We start from the raw sequence: 16,822 nt of genomic DNA, 5'->3' as shown, positions 1-16,822 counted from the left end.
GTATATCTGTTCATTCTGCGAGTTGGCGATGCCTGAGTTACCCGAAGTCGAAACAACCAAAACCAGTTTACTCCCCCTTCTAGAGCAACGCGTTCAAGCAGTTAAAGTCTTGAACCCGAGCTTACGCTGGCCTATTCCAGATGATCTGGACAAACTGGTTGGGCAACGTTTGGTCGGTCTTAAGCGTCGTTCTAAATATATTCTGGCCGAATTTGAACAGGACCAGATGCTTTGGCATCTGGGCATGTCCGGCAGTTTCCGTCTATGCCAGCCGAATGAGGAATTGAGAAAGCATGATCATCTGATCATCGATTTTGAAGATCAGCAGCTTCGCTACCATGATCCACGTCGCTTCGGCTGTATTCTCTGGCTTGATCAGCATCATCAGGGCAAGCTGATTGATCCGCTTGGACCGGAGCCGCTCAGTGAAGATTTTAACGCTGCCTATTTGCGCGAAAAGCTGAGTAAAAAAAATGTCGGCATTAAAATTGCTTTAATGGATAACCATGTGGTGGTCGGTGTTGGCAATATTTATGCAACAGAAAGTCTTTTCAACATTGGTGTGCACCCGGCACAACCCGCTTCGACTTTAAGCAAGCTACAAGTGGAAAAGCTGGTGGTTGAAGTGAAACGCATCTTAAAACAAGCCATTGAATTAGGTGGTTCAACTTTGCGTGATTACACCAATGCGATGGGTGAAAACGGCTATTTCCAGCAAACCTTACTGGCCTATGGCCGTGCTGGGGAAATGTGCGTCAATTGCGAGACTACCTTGGAAAATCTAAAGCTCGGTCAACGTGCCAGTGTATTCTGCCCACAATGCCAGCCTTTAAAACGCAACAAAGCCTAAATGATTTAAGTGCTATTAAAGGAGAACAACCTCATGCAAACTGCAATTGTTCGACATATTCTCGTAAAAGATAAAGATATGGCTGAACAGCTGAAAAAGCGTATTCAGTCGGGTGCTGATTTTGCCAAAATTGCCAAGCAATATTCGACCTGCAACTCTGCCAAACGTGGGGGCGAGCTCGGTGAAATCAGAAAAGGACAGCTGGTTCCTGTCATCGACAAACTGGTATTTACCGCAGCAGAACGTGTGTTACATGGTCCGGTAAAAAGCCAGTTTGGTTTTCATCTGGTCGAAGTTAAATTCCGGATGGGCAATTTAAGGTAAGCAGATCGAGCTTAAACCCCATGGTAAGCTCATCCTTTATTCAGGTTTTGCTCGCTCTTTCATGACATAGGTCCATGCGGTGGTTGGCTCACCTGTCGCCAGCTGGACTTCAGTCTGTACTCTCTCATACTGCATGCCTTCAAACTCATCCAGCATTTGCCAGTTTTGCTCAAGTTTTTCCGTACTAAACAGATATCCTTCAACTTGGGAATCCTGCGGATTTAAAACAATTGCCGGTAGCCCCTGATCAGGCCCCCAGTCCAGTATATGAATGGTGCCATTTACCGTAGCAGGTTGCCAGTCTCCACCAATCTCTCCCAGAATATGTGCATTTTCGCGATTTGGGCATAAGGTGCCGTATACAAATAATCGATTCATCAATTTTCCCCTTCAATCTGCACAGCATCTTAAAATGAAATCGTGCAAGTTACTCATCTCTTTTTACAGACAATAAAAAACGGCATCAAGGATACCGTTTTTCTACATCAGCTGAGTGATCAGCCTTGTTTTTTCAATTCATCACGGATTTCACGTAACAATTGCACATCTTCAGGAATCGCCTCTGGCTCAGGCGCAGCTTCTTCCTGCTTACGGATACGGTTCATGACTTTCACCAACAAGAACACGACCCAGGCTAAAAGCAGGAAGTTAATCAAGATGGTGAGGAAGTTACCATAGGCAAATACATTCAAGCCAGCATCTTGTGCCGCTTTGAGCGTAGTGATGTTAGTTGGATTATCCCCAAGAATCAGGAACCAGTTGGTGTAATCCACTTCACCGCCCAAGATCCATGAAATCACTGGCATGACGATATCTTTCACCAATGAATCAATGATTTTACCGAAAGCGCCACCAATGATGACACCAATCGCTAAATCCATCATATTGCCTTTGATGGCAAACTCTTTAAATTCTTTAATAATACTCATATCACTCTCCAGAGTTGAACTTGATCGCAGCCTGTTTTTGCATTGTTTATTACACAGACGCAGTTATTCCAATAATGTTGGTAATTTAATATTTTTATCAAAAAAAGAAAGCTATTTCACACTTTAACAACACTTTTTATTTTCATAAAAATATGTCCTTAAGCATGTCCTTCCCCTTGAATTTATGCAATAAAAAACCGCTAAATAAATTTAGCGGTTTTGTCATTTTTCAGTGAAGAAAAATTATTTATCACGATTACGCTTACGTTCGTTTTCAGTTAAGTAACGCTTACGGATACGAATCGATTTTGGAGTTACTTCAACTAACTCATCATCCTGAATGAACTCAAGCGCTTGTTCAAGCGTATATTCCATTGCAGGGGTTAAAGTTAAAGCTTCATCAGTACCTGATGCACGAACGTTAGTTAACTGCTTCGCTTTGGTTGGATTTACAACCATATCGTCAGAACGCGAGTTAATACCAATGATCATACCTTCATACACTTCTAACTGTGGCTTAGCGAATAAACGACCACGGTCTTGAAGTGTGAATAATGCATAGCCCAAGCAAGTACCTTGAACCATAGAAATCAACACACCATTTTGACGTTTCGCAACAGTACCTGCTTTTGCCGGACCGTAGTGCGAGAAGCTTGAGGTCATGATCCCTGTACCTGAAGTCATAGTCAGGAATTCAGAACGGAAACCAATCAAGCCACGTGAAGGTACAGTTGCTTCAATACGGATACGGCCTTTACCGTCAACTTCCATATTGGTCATTTCGCCTTTACGGAAGCCCATTTGTTCCATTACAGAACCTTGATGCTGTTCTTCAACGTCAAACGTTACGTTTTCGTATGGCTCTTGTTTTTCGCCATCGATTTCTTTCATGATCACTTGTGGACGTGATACGCCCATTTCGAAGCCTTCACGACGCATGTTTTCAATTAAAACTGAAAGGTGAAGTTCACCACGGCCTGAAACCTTGAAACGGTCTGGGCTGTCAGTATCTTCAACACGAAGTGCTACGTTATGAATCAATTCACGGTCAAGACGTTCACGGATGTTACGTGAAGTGACGAACTTACCTTCTTTACCAGCAAACGGTGAGTTGTTTACTTGGAAAGTCATCGATACAGTCGGTTCATCTACAGACAATGCTGGTAATGCTTCAACATTTTTAGGATCACAAATCGTGTCAGAAATGTTGAGTGCATCAATACCCGTAATACAGATAATGTCACCAGCTGAAGCCGATTCAACATCAACACGCTCTAAACCATGGTAACCCATGATTTTTAAGATACGGCCGTTACGTGTATTGCCATCTTTATCGATAACAGTAACAGGTGTATTTAATTTCACTGAACCACGCTGGATACGGCCAACACCGATAACACCTACGAAACTGTTATAGTCAAGTGATGAAATCTGCATCTGGAAAGGACCATCAACATCAACTGCTGGTGGTTCAACGACATCTACAATCGTTTGGAATAACGGCGTCATATCTTCTGCTAATTCTTCTGGTGAAGGACCTGCAACACCACGAAGACCAGAAGCATACACAACCGGGAAGTCTAACTGCTCGTCAGTACCGCCTAAGTTATCAAACAAATCAAAAACTTGATCGATAACCCAGTCTGGACGCGCGCTTGGCTTGTCGACTTTGTTGATAATCACGATTGGTTTCAAACCACGCGCGAACGCTTTTTGCGTTACGAAACGCGTTTGTGGCATTGGACCTTCTTGTGAGTCAACAAGAAGCAATACACAGTCAACCATCGACATTACACGTTCCACTTCACCACCGAAGTCAGCGTGTCCCGGGGTGTCGACGATGTTAATGCGGTATTCGGTGTTTGTACGTGCATCTAACCATTTGATTGCAGTGTTTTTTGCAAGAATGGTAATACCACGTTCAGACTCAAGCGCGTTAGAATCCATAACACGTTCAATCTCGCCTGCGCGATCACCAAGAGCACCTGATTGTTGTAAAAGTTTGTCGACTAGAGTCGTCTTACCATGATCGACGTGCGCAATAATGGCAATGTTACGGAGAGTTTTAATATCTGACATGTAATTCGATACGCTTTAAATTTGAGGGCAAATTATACAGAAAAATACTACAGTTTAGTAGTGACAGTTTATTGACAGTGCACTTTTTTTCTGACGAAGTGACATTGAATCGTTGGTAAAGCGAGCTAACTCTATTAGAATATCGCGCTAATGCCTCTCGCTTTTTATACTCCCATGTCGAATTCACAACCTCAGCAGCAGCTTGATCTGGTCTATGGACTCAATGATCGACCGAAACCTTTTGTTGCATTTTTAGCCGCTTTACAGCATCTTTTGGCGATTTTAGTCCCGATTGTGACCCCTGGACTACTGATTTGTCTGGCACTTGGCGTCTCTCGCGAAGACACCAACATGATCCTGTCCATGTCTTTAATCATCTCGGGTATCGCAACCTTTTTACAATGCAAAAAAGTTGGCCCATTTGGTGCAGGACTTTTGATTGTTCAGGGTACCAGTTTTAACTTTATCGGTCCGATCATCGGTATTGGAAGTGCAATGGTTGCGGCAGGCACCCCAGTTGAACAAGTAATGGCTGCCATTTTTGGTGTGGTGATTGCAGGTTCGTTTATTGAAATGGGCGTCTCCCGAATTCTGCCGTGGGTGAAAAAGCTGATCACCCCTCTGGTGACAGGCATTGTCGTGCTTCTGATCGGTTTAACCTTGATTAAAGAAGGACTGATCAGCATGGGTGGTGGTTATACGGCCATGCAGGACAATACCTTTGCCAATGCCGATAACCTGATCATGTCATGTAGCGTGCTGGCCATTATCATCCTGCTAAATCGTATTCGGATTATCTGGGTCAAAAGTTCAGCCATTCTGATTGCTTTGGTGATCGGTTACATCCTTGCCGGCTTCATGGGACATTTAAACTTTGCTGTGCTACAGGATGCACCTCTAGTTCAGATTCCAACACCAATGCATTTTGGATTAAGCTTCTCCTGGAGCTTATTCATTCCAATGGCCTTCATTTATCTTGTCACTTCACTTGAAGCCATTGGTGATGTCACGGCGACCAGTAAAATTTCTAATCAGCCTGTTGATGGTCCGGTCTGGATGCAACGCATTAAAGGTGGCGTACTGGTTAATGGCGCAAACTCCTTTCTTGCGGGGATCTTCAACACCTTCCCAAGTTCCGTGTTTGCACAAAACAATGGTGTGATTCAACTGACAGGTGTGGCAAGTCGTTATGTCGGGATCTGGATTGCGGTATTACTGATTATTCTGGGCTTATTCCCTGCTGTTGCTGCCGTGATTCAAGCCGTACCTCAAGCGGTACTAGGTGGCGCTGTGATGGTCATGTTTGGTGCTGTTGCCGCTTCCGGGATCAACATTCTTTCAAGTATTCATCTTGATCGTCGTGCCCTGCTGATTATTGCCATTTCACTTGCGCTCGGCCTCGGTGTTGCTCAAGTCCCTCAAATCCTTGAACACTTGCCCGAGTTATTTAAAAATATTTTTAGCTCAGGTGTGGCAACAGGCGGTATTGCAGCCTTGATTTTAAATATTGTTTTACCCGAAACACATAAGTAATTCACAAATAACGTCAAGTGCCCAGTTTCACGACTGGGCTTTGTTTTTGATGAGAGATCAAAATGGATCCACGTAGTGAAGTTGTCATCAGACAGCAAGATTATTTAAAGGGGCAAGTCTTACTGATTAATGCACCCAATGATCAACTCGCAAAAAACTTACCAGAGCAAGTCCAGGCATCGGTTTGGAGCTGGAATTATGCTGATCATCAGGCTTTTCAAAATGCCGGCATTCACTCACATTTTTCGGTTGAGTTTCCGCAAGCCAGCTTTGATCAGGTGGTTATTTTTGTACCTAAATCAAAAGAGTTACTGAATTATATTCTGCATGTTGTGGTCAGCCACCTAAAACTTGAGCAGAATGTCTTTCTGGTCGGTGAAAAAAAAGGCGGCGTAGAACGTGCAGCCAAACAATTACAGCCCTATGGTAAGACACTGAAGCTGGATAGCGCACGTCATTGCCAGTTCTGGCAAATGAAGATCGAAAAAACTGAGCAGTTGAAACCACTTGAACATTGGTTAAAAAGCTATACAGTTCAAATACATCAGGATCAATTACAGGTCTGTGCCCTACCGGGTGTGTTTAGTCAGGATCATTTAGATGTCGGAACAGCCGTCTTAGTCCCTTACCTTAGTCAAGTAAAATCAGGTAAGATTGCCGACTTTGGTTGTGGTGCTGGAATTATTAGCGCTTATTTAGCCAAGCTAAATCCGAACCAGCAAATTTTTGCACTTGATGTTGATGCATTTGCTTTACGTTCAACTGAACTGACTTTCCAGAAAAATAATCTGGATCTCAATCAGTTAACTCTACAACCAGTTACAGGTTTTAGAGATGCGCCCAAAGATCTGGATGCCATCGTAAGCAATCCACCTTTTCATCAGGGGATTCATACCAATTACGATGCAAGTGAAGAACTTTGTCAGCTTGCGAGCGTACATCTGAAAAATTCAGGTGAATTATGGATCGTGGCAAACCGTTTTCTGAACTATCCCCCTCTCATTGAACAAAGTTTTGGTCAATGTATGGTGAAAGCTGATCAACAAGGATTCAAGGTGTTATATGCCTGTGCAAAATAAACATTTTAAGGAATTTTTATGAGCGATACATCTGCTCCTCAACACCTACAGCGTAAGCTCGGGGCACGTCACCTGAACATGATTGCCATTGGTGGATCGATCGGCACAGGCTTATTCCTCGCTTCAGGTTCAACCATTGCCAATGCAGGTCCTGGTGGTGCGTTACTGGCTTATGCCCTGATCGGTATCATGATTTATTTCTTGATGACCAGTCTAGGCGAATTAGCTACGCATAATCCAACCTCCGGTGCCTTCTTTACCTACGGTAGCCGTTATGTCGAAGATGGCTTTGGTTTTGCCTTGGGTTGGAACTACTGGTACAACTGGGCCATTACCGTGGCATTTGAACTGGTGGCAGTCCAGTTCATCATGAAGTTCTGGTTTCCCGATATTCCCGGGTTTTACTGGAGTGCGATCTTCCTTGCGATTATTTTTGGAATCAATGCTTTAACCGTCAAAGGCTTTGGTGAAAGTGAATTCCTATTCTCTTTGATCAAGGTCGTTGCCATTATCGTGTTTATTGTCATCGGTATCTGGATGATTGCTAAAATCATGCTGACGCCAAATGTATCGGTATTTCAACACTGGACGTATAAGGAAGCCCCTTTTGTTGGTGGATTCCAGGCTCTGATTGGTGTCGCCATGATTGCCGGATTCTCTTTTCAGGGCACTGAAATGGTTGGGGTTGCCGCAGGTGAATCCAAAGATCCGAAAAAAACCATTCCATTGGCAATCAAACAAATCTTCTGGCGTATTCTACTGTTCTATATCCTGTGTATTTTCATCATCGGCACATTAGTCAGTTATGATGATCCACTACTGTTAAAAGCAGCACAAAGTGAAGATATTGCGCTTTCACCATTCACGTTATTGTATGAAAAAGCAGGTTTTGCCTTTGCAGCCAGCTTGATGAATGCGGTGATTCTCAGCGCAATTCTGTCTGCGGGTAACTCAGGCATGTACTCTTCTACCCGTATGCTATTTGATATGGCCAAAGAAGGTCGTGCACCGAAGTGGTTCTCCAAACTGGATGGTCGCGGCGTACCTATGAATGCCCTCTATGCGACGACTGCGGTTGCAGCGTTGTGCTTCCTGACTACCTTTATCGGCGAGAAACAGGTATTTAACTGGCTACTCAACATGTCCGGGATGTGCGGCTTCATTGTCTGGTTAGGGATTGCAATTTCACACTACCGTTTCCGTAAAGGTTATATTGCTCAAGGTTATAAGGTTGAAGATCTGGCTTATCGTGCCAAATTCTTCCCATTCGCACCTTGGTTTGCATTTATTCTTTGTTCAATCATTATCTTAGGTCAAAACTACCAAGCGTTGCTTGGTGGTAAAATTGACTGGTTAGGCCTAGTGTCAACCTATATCAGTATTCCACTATTCCTGGTGATCTGGCTAGGGTATAAGTGGAAACACAAGACCAAACTGATTGCCTATAAAGACATGAATGTGAAAGAAGGTGAATAAAAAACACTTTTCACTTGACCCGAATGAAAATATGAGTAAAATTCCGCTCATATTTTCAACGGCACCACACAATAGGAGGACGACAGCATGCCATTACAATCAGGAACTACACGATAAGATTTGGCACTGTCGACTCACGGACAAGTGTACAAATCGATTGATCACTTGTCCGAATGCTCTATTTAACCTGGCATTCGCTGGGTTTTTTTATGCCTGTTCGGACGGAAAAAATAATAAGAGAGAATCTTATGGGCATACAAAAAATACTTAATGCTGATGCTACCTATGGCGTTCCAGTGAAAATCTTCACCAACGATATTGATAGCGAAAGTATTGAACAATTGAAAAAAATGGCACAACTACAATTTGTTTATTCACATATTGCAGTGATGCCTGACGTACATGTCGGTAAAGGTGCAACAGTTGGTAGCGTGATTCCCACGAAAAATGCCATCATCCCTGCTGCTGTCGGCGTGGATATTGGTTGTGGCATGAATGCCATCAGACTCAATCTGAAAGCTTCACAGCTTCCGGACAATCTTGCATCGTTACGCCATGCCATTGAACGCAAAATCCCGGTGGGCTTTGAATTGCATAAACAGGTCAAAGCGAAAGCATCAAGCATTATCCCGCTTGAAAAACGCTTACAACCCATCATTAAAAAGCATCCAGGCCTAGTGCGCATGCTCAGGAAATTTGATGCCACCTGGCAAAAACAGCTTGGTACTTTAGGTGGAGGCAATCACTTTATTGAACTCTGTCTGGATGAAAATCAGGAGGTCTGGGTAATGCTCCATTCCGGTAGCCGTGGCTTAGGCAATGTGATTGGCACCTACTTCATTGAACTGGCAAAGAAAGAAGCACAACATCGTTTTGGGCATGTACCCGATAAAGATTTGAGCTATTTTGCGGAAGGTTCAAATAGCTTTAATGATTATGTTGAGGCAGTTGAATGGGCCCAGGAATATGCTTTTGAGAATAGACGTGAAATGATGCGTCTGATTTTAGAAGCAATCCGCCCCCTGCTACCTCCATTTCAAATGACCAAAGAGGCAATTAACTGTCACCATAACTATGTCAGTCGAGAAAACCATTATGGCGAAGATTTGCTGATTACCCGTAAAGGCGCCATTCGAGCTGGACTAGATGAATTAGGTATTATTCCAGGCTCGATGGGGGCTCGCTCTTACATTGTTAAAGGCAAGGCCAATCCCGAATCTTTCTGCTCATGTTCACATGGCGCAGGACGAAAAATGAGTCGTAATAAAGCCAAACTTCTATTTAGCCAGGATGACCTGATTCAGCAAACACAAGGCATCGAATGCCGAAAAGATAATGGCGTTATTGATGAAATACCCGGTGCATATAAAGACATTGATCAGGTCATGGCAAACCAGTCAGATTTGATCGAGGTCGTGCATACTCTTAAGCAAATTTTATGTATTAAAGGTTAATACTATGAAACTGAAAACCATGCCAAAAATTAAAGCACGTAATCCTGTCGCACTCTCACCTTTATTGCATAAAGGTGGTGTGCATGAAACTGAAAAACCACGAGTACAACATCGCCGTGATAGACAAGAGGCTAAACAGCAACTCAAAAAGCAAATCTGGTAACGTCCCATTAAATAAACTCAGTATTTTCAATAGCAACACAGGAGCATTTAACATGTTTAATTTTTATCATTATCCGAACACAACCCAACAAAAAAGCGACTCTGATGAGTCGCTTTTTTTATTCAGTTCACATACTCAAATTATTGAGCTTGCTGACCTGGTTGTACTTGAACAGTACGGCTGCCAGAAATGGTCGCAAATACACGACGGTTCATTGCACGGCCTTCTTTAGTTTTGTTATCCGCAATCGGTTGATCCCAAGCAAAACCTTGAGTCGACAAACGAGATGCATCAACATTGTATTCATTTACCAGTGAAGCTTTCACCGAGTTAGCACGCGCCAAAGATAAACGTTCATTTAACTTACGTGGACCAGTGTTATCTGTGTGACCTTCAATACGCGCTGTTGCATTAGGATACTCAGCCATTTTTGCAGCAACCTGAGCAATCTCAGTTTTGTATTGTGGCTTAATGGTTGACTTGTTGGTATCAAAGAATACACGAAGTTCCATGTTCAGGTCTTCAGTCAACTCTTGCGGTGGTGGAGTAACTGGAGTTGGTTCAACCGGAGCAACTTCTACCACTGGCGCAGCAGGTTTCAAGTGACCACCAAGAACCACATTCAAACCAGCAAGTGCTGTGTAGTTCCAGAATTTTTCATCAAAATGGTAAGTACCACGCGCTTCTGTACGAAGAGATAATGCATCGTTCAAGCGCCAGAACACACCACCACCGGCATTTGCCAAGGTGCCTTCTTGCTTGCCGCCATAGATATCATCACTTTCGTATTTGTAGTGACCAGCACCCGCTAATACGTATGGCTTGATTTTGCTGTCATAATTTTTAGTGATCAGATCAGAAGTCACATAAGCATTACCTGCAATGTTACGACCTTTATAATCGTTATTGGTGCTGGTGTCGCCTTTAATCTGGCTATATTCAACTTCTGCGCCTAACCAAGGTGTAATTTCTACACCAAGTGCAGCACCAACGAATAAATCGTCATCTAACTCTGCGCCTGGGGTTAATTGACCTTTATCACCACGGTTATTATGTTCAGTATCGAACATGGTATAACCCAGCATTAAAGGAGTGACTGTTACGCCTGCATTTGCAGCAGCCATAGGAGCAGCAACAAGCAGAGCAAGTGCGATACGACTCAATTTCATAAATATTCTCCAAAAACAAAAATTGTTTGTTCTGTAAACCCTAATAGCTTTTGAATACCAAGAAATAGTCTTGTTGTACCTTTTCAGCAATGCGCTTTATATGCAATTAAGTGAATACTGAATATCTCTCCAGTACTTCTTATCATTTTATTTAGCAGTCACTGAAAACGACTTATTTCTCTCCCAAAAATTCTAACTTAGCAGCCTCCAACAAAGCAGTGAGAGCTTATCACTTTTTAATCAAAATATTAACCAGTTGTCAAAATCTTTTCAATAAAACTAAACAATCCTCACGATACCCTCATTATTTAATCAAGATTATTCTGTTTTTTAAGAAGGAAGTCTTTTCTTTTACATCAACCGTACAGAAAAACTTATGTTCATAAAAAAAGCGACCCTGACGAGTCGCTTTTTTTCAGTTCAAAAACTCAGATTATTGAGCTTGCTGACCTGGTTGTACAAGAACAGTACGGCTACCAGTAATCGCAGCGAATACACGACGGTTCATTGCACGACCTTCTTTAGTTTTGTTATCCGCAACCGGTTGGTCCCAAGCGAAACCTTGAGTTGACAAACGAGATGCATCAACGTTGTATTCATTTACCAGTGAAGATTTAACAGAGTTAGCACGCGCTAAAGATAAACGTTCGTTTAACTTACGTGGACCAGTGTTATCTGTGTGACCTTCGATACGAGCAGTTGCATTCGGGTATTCAGCTAACTTCTCTGCAACTTTCGCAATCTCAGTTTTGTATTGCGGTTTGATGTCAGATTTGTTGGTATCGAAGAATACGCGAAGTTCCATGTTCAGGTCTTCAGTCAACTCTTGCGGTTGTGGAGCAACTGGAGTTGGTTCAACCGGAGCAACTTCTACCACTGGTGCAGCAGGTTTCAAGTGACCACCAAGAACCACATTCAAGCCAGCAAGCGCTGTGTAGTTCCAGAATTTTTCATCAAAATGGTAAGTACCACGTGCTTCTGTACGTAGAGACAAAGCATCGTTCAAGCGCCAGAACACACCACCACCAGCATTTGCCAAGGTACCTTCTTGCTTGCCACCATAGATGTCATCACCTTCGTATTTGTAGTGACCAGCACCCGCTAATACGTATGGTTTGATTTTGCTATCGTAGTTCTTAGTGATCAAGTCAGAAGTCACATAAGCATTACCAGCAATGTTACGACCTTTATAGTCATTATTGGTGCTGGTATCGCCTTTAATCTGGCTATATTCAACTTCTGCGCCTAACCAAGGTGTAATTTCTACACCAAGTGCAGCACCAACGAATAAATCGTCATCTAACTCTGCGCCTGGGGTTAATTGACCTTTATCACCACGGTTGTTATGTTCAGTATCGAACATGGTATAACCCAGCATTAAAGGAGTGACTGTTACGCCTGCATTTGCAGCAGCCATAGGGGCAGCAACAAGCAGAGCAAGTGCGATACGACTTAATTTCATGGATATCCTCCAAAAACAAAAAATTGTTTGTTCTGTAAACGCGAATAACTTTTTTGAATGCTGAGAAATAGTTTTGTTATATCTTTTTCAGTCATTCACCTTAGCTTAAATCATACAAATACCTGACCAATTTTCCAAGTATTTAGTAACATTTGCTCAGGTACCACCAAAAAGACGTATCTCTCTTCAAAAAAAACTTAGAAAATTCTAAATTTAACAATATCTAACAAAGCTGTGAGAGCTTATCACTTTTTAATCAAAATTTTAACAAGCTATCAAAATCTTTTCAAGAAAGCTAAATAATTCCAACACGATATTCGCAGTAAAGCCCAGCTATCCAGATTTACTTTTAGAATATGAGGCCCTACTTTACTCATCAACGTGAAATAGCTTTTTTCAGTATAAAAAAAGCGACTCTGACGAGTCGCTTTTTATTCAGTTCAAAAACTCAAATTATTGAGCTTGTTGACCTGGTTGTACAAGAACAGTACGGCTACCAGAAATCGCAGCGAATACGCGACGGTTCATAGCACGACCTTCTTTAGTTTTGTTGTCAGCAATCGGTTGATCCCAAGCGAAACCTTGAGTTGACAAACGAGATGCATCAACGTTGTATTCATTTACAAGTGAAGATTTAACAGAGTTAGCACGCGCTAAAGATAAACGTTCGTTTAACTTACGTGGACCAGTGTTATCTGTGTGACCTTCAATACGAGCAGTCGCATTCGGGTATTCAGCTAACTTCTCTGCAACTTTAGCAATTTCAGACTTGTATTGTGGTTTGATATCAGACTTGTTGGTATCAAAGAACACACGAAGTTCCATGTTAAGGTCTTCAGTCAACTCTTGTGGTTGTGGAGCAACTGGAGTTGGTTCAACTGGAGCAACTTCTACCACTGGCGCAGCAGGTTTCAAGTGACCACCAAGAACGACGTTCAAACCAGCAAGTGCTGTATAGTTCCAGAAATCTTCATCGATGTTATAAGTACCACGAGCTTCTGTACGAAGAGATAAAGCATCGTTCAAGCGCCAGAAAGCACCAAAACCAGCATTACCTAAAGTACCTTCTTCTTTCAGGCCACGACCAGCACGACCGAATTCAGCAGCAGTAGCATCATCAAATTTGTATTTGTAGTGACCAGCACCTAACAATACATATGGCTTGATTTTGCTGTCGTAGTTTTTAGTGATCAAATCAGAAGTAACATAGAAGTTACCGTTGATTTGTTGTTGCTTGTATTCAGCATTAGCAACAGTACCGTCAACATCACCTTTAACTTGGTTATATTCAGCTTCAAAACCTAACCACGGAGTTAACTCAATACCTAATGCTGCACCAACGAATAAATCATCCTGAATTTCAGGACCATTTGTTAAATGCTTATCACCATTATTGTGTTTAGTGTCTTGGAATGTGTAACCAAGCATTAATGGAGTTACTGTTACGCCAGCATTAGCAGCAGCTAAAGGAGCAGCAACAAGCATAGCAAGTGCAATACGACTCAATTTCATGGATATCCTCCAGAGATAACAATTGTTTGTTGTGTAAGCTCAGCCTATGATTTTTCGTACTGAGAACATTAATGTTCTACAACATTATTTTTCAGCCATTCACTTCACTTTGAATCATACAAACACTTGATGAATTTTCCAAGTGCTTGATAACTTTAACCTCGTAAATTATTGACAAAATTGCTTACAATTTCCGTTGTAGTTCCGTAAATTTTCAATTTTCATACAGCTCCTAATAGATTACTGTCTATGAATCTATGCTTAAGTATTATTTAACTTATTTGTTAGTTATTTTCACTATCACAAATAAGAAGTCTCCTTAACATATTGTTAATAAAAAAGTTAATAAAAATAGACAGGAAAAACATGTTTAGACCACATGGACTTACATTAAGTGAATTGCTTACTGTGATCAGTATTCTGGCAATTCTTACCTTTATGGCCCTACCACATTTTCGCGACTTAATGGTTTCAAGTGAAGCCAACTACTTAAAAAGAAACCTCACAATTCATATACAAAAAGCAAAAACCGATGCACAGCTTTATCATAAAAATGTGATGCTCTGCCCAAGCAATGATTTAAGTGAGTGTGGCAGAGACTGGAATCAGGGCTTTATCGGATTTATAGATAGCAACCGCAATAGAGAACGAGATCAAAACGAAGCCTTGCTCTTTGTGGTTGCCCTAAAGCTTAAATATGGTGATCTGCATTACAGTGCTTTTGGTTCTACATCCGATGCCATCATTTTTCAGGGTGAAAATGGACTGCCCTTTGCTGCCAATGGCAGTTTTACTTACTGTTCAGCGTCGCCTGACTACCATACTAAAATACGCTTAAGCCGCATGGGCAATATCCGCTTTGAGAAAATATCCAGCTGTTAAAAACTCCTCAGTCTAGCTTAAAAAAAGTAAAACACTTTATTCCGGTTGTTTTTTTAATATACTGCTTAAGTTTGGAACATTTTTTATAAATTATAAGTGTGGAGACACATAATGACTGACATCGTAATTGTTAATGGCGCTCGTACTGCAATGGGCGGCTTCCAAGGTGCATTATCAGGTGTAACAGCGCCTGAGTTAGGTGCTGTAACGATTAAAGAAGCTATTGCTCGTTCTGGCCTACAACCAACTGATGTAGAAGAAGTCATCATGGGTTGTGTATTACCTGCTGGCCTCAAACAAGGTCCAGCTCGTCAGGCTATGCGTAAAGCCGGTTTACCAGACTCTACTGGTGCAGTCACCATCAACAAGCTTTGTGGTTCTGGCATGAAAGCAGTAATGCAGGCAGCAGACATGATCAAGGCCGGTAGTGCCGAGATTGTGGTTGCGGGTGGCATGGAATCAATGACCAATGCGCCTTATGTGTTACCTAAAGCACGCGGCGGCTACCGTATGGGTCATGGTGAAATCAAGGATCATATGTTCCTTGATGGTCTTGAAGATGCAGAAACAGGTCGTTTAATGGGTTCATTTGCTCAGGACATGGCAAATCAACGTCACTATACTCGTGAACAAATGGATGATTTCGCGATCCGTTCTTTACATCGTGCACAGAAAGCGATTACTGAAGGCTACTTTAAAGACGAGATCGTCCCTGTAACGGTTTCTACCCGTAAAGGTGATGTGGTTGTTGATCAGGATGAACAACCTTTAAGTGCAAAAATTGATAAAATCCCTTCACTTAAACCTGCTTTTGCAAAAGACGGTACCATTACCGCAGCCAATGCAAGCTCGATTTCTGATGGTGCCTCTGCACTGGTCCTTACTTCAAGCGAAGTTGCGGCGCAACGCGGTTTACAGCCTTTGGCAAAAATTATTGCCACAGCGTCTAACTCACAGCACCCTTCTGAATTTACCATTGCTCCTGTCGGCGCAATCGAAAAAGTATTGAAGAAAGCGGGCTGGGATGCACAAGAGGTTGACCTTTGGGAAATCAATGAAGCATTTGCGATGGTGACCATGTGCCCGATTGATGATTTCAAACTGGATGCAGAGAAAGTGAATATTAATGGTGGTGCCTGTGCATTAGGTCACCCTGTTGGTTCTACAGGTTCTCGTATCATCCTGACCTTGATTCATGCCCTTAAACGCACGGGCGGTAAAAAAGGTGTTGCAGCACTCTGTATCGGTGGTGGTGAAGCAACTGCAGTTGCGATTGAATTGATCTAAGGATCGATCTGATGAACTGAAAAATCCTGCCCAGTGCAGGATTTTTTTTTGGCAATTACAAAAAATAATGCACCCATTGTTAAATTCCCGATAAGTTATGCTGTGAATAAAAAAACAACAGGACGTCCCCCATGCAACTGAATCATTATTTAAATTTCAAAGGACAAACCGAACAGGCATTTAATTTTTATAAATCGGTATTTGGCGGTGAGTTTGCCATGCTCAGCCGCTATGGTGATATGCCACCCACAGAAGGCGTCTCACTTTCCGAAGCCGATAAAAACCTGATCCTGCATGTTTCTTTACCGATCAATGAATTTACGGTATTGATGGCCTCAGATGTTAACGACCAATTCTGTGCCCCGCATAGTGTGTTTACCCAAGGCAACAATCACTATATTTCAATTAACCTCGACCCAGATGAACTTGAGGATGCGCAAAGACTTTTCGATGCCTTATCGGTCAATGGTCAAGTTGAAATGCCCTTGGAAAAAACCTTCTGGGGTGCACTCTACGGTGCTTTTACCGATCAGTTCGGGATCAAATGGATGATCAATTGTCAGCTGGATGAATAAGCTTGAGAAAATAAAAAAGCTGAACCAGAGTTCAGCTTTTTTATTACA

The 16,822-nt window shown here is 42.3% G+C and carries 16 protein-coding genes; 10 read left to right on the top strand and 6 right to left on the bottom strand.

Going from position 1 to position 16,822, the window contains the following annotated elements; translation table 11 throughout:
- The first annotated feature begins 28 nt into the window (after positions 1 to 28).
- Both mutM and IEV39_RS18530 read left to right on the top strand, forming a co-directional pair.
- Positions 29 to 850, top strand: coding sequence for a bifunctional DNA-formamidopyrimidine glycosylase/DNA-(apurinic or apyrimidinic site) lyase (gene mutM / locus IEV39_RS13095; protein ID WP_005288841.1), 822 nt, complete (start codon positions 29 to 31; stop codon positions 848 to 850).
- Between the two features lie 33 nt (positions 851 to 883).
- Positions 884 to 1,174 carry a peptidylprolyl isomerase gene (locus IEV39_RS18530; protein ID WP_005288843.1) on the top strand — a complete coding sequence of 97 codons (291 nt, stop codon included), beginning with the start codon at positions 884 to 886 and terminating at the stop codon, positions 1,172 to 1,174.
- Positions 1,175 to 1,210: 36 nt separating this feature from the next.
- On the opposite strand, the gene IEV39_RS13090 is transcribed toward IEV39_RS18530, so the two are convergent.
- The 3 genes from IEV39_RS13090 to typA all read right to left on the bottom strand — a co-directional run bounded on the left by IEV39_RS13090 (position 1,211) and on the right by typA (position 4,182).
- Positions 1,211 to 1,552 carry a gamma-glutamylcyclotransferase family protein gene (locus IEV39_RS13090; RefSeq protein WP_005288846.1) on the bottom strand — a complete coding sequence of 114 codons (342 nt, stop codon included), beginning with the start codon at positions 1,550 to 1,552 and terminating at the stop codon, positions 1,211 to 1,213.
- 119 nt (positions 1,553 to 1,671) lie between these two features.
- Positions 1,672 to 2,103 carry a large conductance mechanosensitive channel protein MscL gene (gene mscL, locus IEV39_RS13085; RefSeq protein WP_005226947.1) on the bottom strand — a complete coding sequence of 144 codons (432 nt, stop codon included), beginning with the start codon at positions 2,101 to 2,103 and terminating at the stop codon, positions 1,672 to 1,674.
- Positions 2,104 to 2,346: 243 nt separating this feature from the next.
- Positions 2,347 to 4,182, bottom strand: coding sequence for a translational GTPase TypA (typA, locus tag IEV39_RS13080; protein WP_005288850.1), 1,836 nt, complete (start codon positions 4,180 to 4,182; stop codon positions 2,347 to 2,349).
- Between the two features lie 174 nt (positions 4,183 to 4,356).
- Here typA and IEV39_RS13075 point away from each other — a divergent pair, with 174 nt between their 5' ends.
- From IEV39_RS13075 to IEV39_RS13055, 5 genes are all read left to right on the top strand, one after another.
- Positions 4,357 to 5,715, top strand: a complete 1,359-nt coding sequence (locus IEV39_RS13075; RefSeq protein WP_009514998.1) for a uracil-xanthine permease family protein — start codon at positions 4,357 to 4,359, stop codon at positions 5,713 to 5,715.
- Positions 5,716 to 5,777: 62 nt separating this feature from the next.
- On the top strand, positions 5,778 to 6,794 hold the full coding sequence (locus IEV39_RS13070) for a methyltransferase (RefSeq protein ID WP_005288854.1): 1,017 nt from the start codon (positions 5,778 to 5,780) through the stop codon (positions 6,792 to 6,794).
- A gap of 18 nt (positions 6,795 to 6,812) precedes the next feature.
- On the top strand, positions 6,813 to 8,270 hold the full coding sequence (locus IEV39_RS13065; RefSeq protein ID WP_005288856.1) for an amino acid permease: 1,458 nt from the start codon (positions 6,813 to 6,815) through the stop codon (positions 8,268 to 8,270).
- A 248-nt stretch (positions 8,271 to 8,518) separates the two neighbouring features.
- A complete protein-coding gene (locus IEV39_RS13060) occupies positions 8,519 to 9,724 on the top strand; it encodes an RtcB family protein (RefSeq protein ID WP_005288859.1) in 1,206 nt (401 codons plus the stop codon).
- Positions 9,725 to 9,728: 4 nt separating this feature from the next.
- Positions 9,729 to 9,887 carry a hypothetical protein gene (locus tag IEV39_RS13055; RefSeq protein ID WP_005288861.1) on the top strand — a complete coding sequence of 53 codons (159 nt, stop codon included), beginning with the start codon at positions 9,729 to 9,731 and terminating at the stop codon, positions 9,885 to 9,887.
- A gap of 140 nt (positions 9,888 to 10,027) precedes the next feature.
- Here the strand turns inward: IEV39_RS13055 and omp38 (IEV39_RS13050) are convergent, their stop codons facing one another.
- The 3 genes from omp38 (IEV39_RS13050) to omp38 (IEV39_RS13040) form a co-directional block, all read right to left on the bottom strand.
- The gene (gene omp38 / locus IEV39_RS13050; RefSeq protein ID WP_126687656.1) at positions 10,028 to 11,056 is read right to left on the bottom strand and encodes an outer membrane protein Omp38; all 1,029 of its coding nucleotides are present in this window, start codon (positions 11,054 to 11,056) and stop codon (positions 10,028 to 10,030) included.
- Positions 11,057 to 11,489: 433 nt separating this feature from the next.
- Complete coding sequence (omp38, locus tag IEV39_RS13045) at positions 11,490 to 12,518, bottom strand: outer membrane protein Omp38 (RefSeq protein ID WP_126687657.1); 1,029 nt, start codon at positions 12,516 to 12,518, stop codon at positions 11,490 to 11,492.
- A gap of 453 nt (positions 12,519 to 12,971) precedes the next feature.
- Positions 12,972 to 14,030 carry an outer membrane protein Omp38 gene (omp38, locus tag IEV39_RS13040; protein WP_005288871.1) on the bottom strand — a complete coding sequence of 353 codons (1,059 nt, stop codon included), beginning with the start codon at positions 14,028 to 14,030 and terminating at the stop codon, positions 12,972 to 12,974.
- 366 nt (positions 14,031 to 14,396) lie between these two features.
- Between omp38 (IEV39_RS13040) and IEV39_RS13035 the strand changes: the two genes are divergently transcribed.
- The 3 genes from IEV39_RS13035 (at position 14,397) to IEV39_RS13025 (ending at position 16,774) form a co-directional block, all read left to right on the top strand.
- Complete coding sequence (locus IEV39_RS13035; RefSeq protein WP_005288875.1) at positions 14,397 to 14,912, top strand: GspH/FimT family pseudopilin; 516 nt, start codon at positions 14,397 to 14,399, stop codon at positions 14,910 to 14,912.
- Between the two features lie 111 nt (positions 14,913 to 15,023).
- Positions 15,024 to 16,199, top strand: a complete 1,176-nt coding sequence (locus IEV39_RS13030; RefSeq protein ID WP_005226935.1) for a thiolase family protein — start codon at positions 15,024 to 15,026, stop codon at positions 16,197 to 16,199.
- Positions 16,200 to 16,330: 131 nt separating this feature from the next.
- Entirely contained in the window at positions 16,331 to 16,774 is a 444-nt protein-coding gene (locus IEV39_RS13025) for a VOC family protein (protein ID WP_005288877.1), read from the top strand.
- Positions 16,775 to 16,822 lie beyond the last annotated feature (48 nt).

The sequence above is a fragment of the Acinetobacter courvalinii genome (assembly GCF_014635545.1).
GTDB classification, from domain to species: Bacteria; Pseudomonadota; Gammaproteobacteria; order Pseudomonadales; family Moraxellaceae; genus Acinetobacter; species Acinetobacter courvalinii.
Note: the sequence above shows the minus strand (reverse complement) of the source record. Positions and strands in the feature narration are given on the sequence as shown.

What these genes read in the sequence shown, in the direction of transcription:
- mutM (WP_005288841.1), top strand. Translation starts at nt 29, where the DNA reads ATGCCTGAGTTACCCGAAGTCGAAACAACCAAAACCAGTTTACTCCCC.
- IEV39_RS18530 (WP_005288843.1), top strand. Translation starts at nt 884, where the DNA reads ATGCAAACTGCAATTGTTCGACATATTCTCGTAAAAGATAAAGATATG.
- IEV39_RS13090 (WP_005288846.1), bottom strand. Translation starts at nt 1,552, where the DNA reads ATGAATCGATTATTTGTATACGGCACCTTATGCCCAAATCGCGAAAAT.
- mscL (WP_005226947.1), bottom strand. Translation starts at nt 2,103, where the DNA reads ATGAGTATTATTAAAGAATTTAAAGAGTTTGCCATCAAAGGCAATATG.
- typA (WP_005288850.1), bottom strand. Translation starts at nt 4,182, where the DNA reads ATGTCAGATATTAAAACTCTCCGTAACATTGCCATTATTGCGCACGTC.
- IEV39_RS13075 (WP_009514998.1), top strand. Translation starts at nt 4,357, where the DNA reads ATGTCGAATTCACAACCTCAGCAGCAGCTTGATCTGGTCTATGGACTC.
- IEV39_RS13070 (WP_005288854.1), top strand. Translation starts at nt 5,778, where the DNA reads ATGGATCCACGTAGTGAAGTTGTCATCAGACAGCAAGATTATTTAAAG.
- IEV39_RS13065 (WP_005288856.1), top strand. Translation starts at nt 6,813, where the DNA reads ATGAGCGATACATCTGCTCCTCAACACCTACAGCGTAAGCTCGGGGCA.
- IEV39_RS13060 (WP_005288859.1), top strand. Translation starts at nt 8,519, where the DNA reads ATGGGCATACAAAAAATACTTAATGCTGATGCTACCTATGGCGTTCCA.
- IEV39_RS13055 (WP_005288861.1), top strand. Translation starts at nt 9,729, where the DNA reads ATGAAACTGAAAACCATGCCAAAAATTAAAGCACGTAATCCTGTCGCA.
- omp38 (WP_126687656.1), bottom strand. Translation starts at nt 11,056, where the DNA reads ATGAAATTGAGTCGTATCGCACTTGCTCTGCTTGTTGCTGCTCCTATG.
- omp38 (WP_126687657.1), bottom strand. Translation starts at nt 12,518, where the DNA reads ATGAAATTAAGTCGTATCGCACTTGCTCTGCTTGTTGCTGCCCCTATG.
- omp38 (WP_005288871.1), bottom strand. Translation starts at nt 14,030, where the DNA reads ATGAAATTGAGTCGTATTGCACTTGCTATGCTTGTTGCTGCTCCTTTA.
- IEV39_RS13035 (WP_005288875.1), top strand. Translation starts at nt 14,397, where the DNA reads ATGTTTAGACCACATGGACTTACATTAAGTGAATTGCTTACTGTGATC.
- IEV39_RS13030 (WP_005226935.1), top strand. Translation starts at nt 15,024, where the DNA reads ATGACTGACATCGTAATTGTTAATGGCGCTCGTACTGCAATGGGCGGC.
- IEV39_RS13025 (WP_005288877.1), top strand. Translation starts at nt 16,331, where the DNA reads ATGCAACTGAATCATTATTTAAATTTCAAAGGACAAACCGAACAGGCA.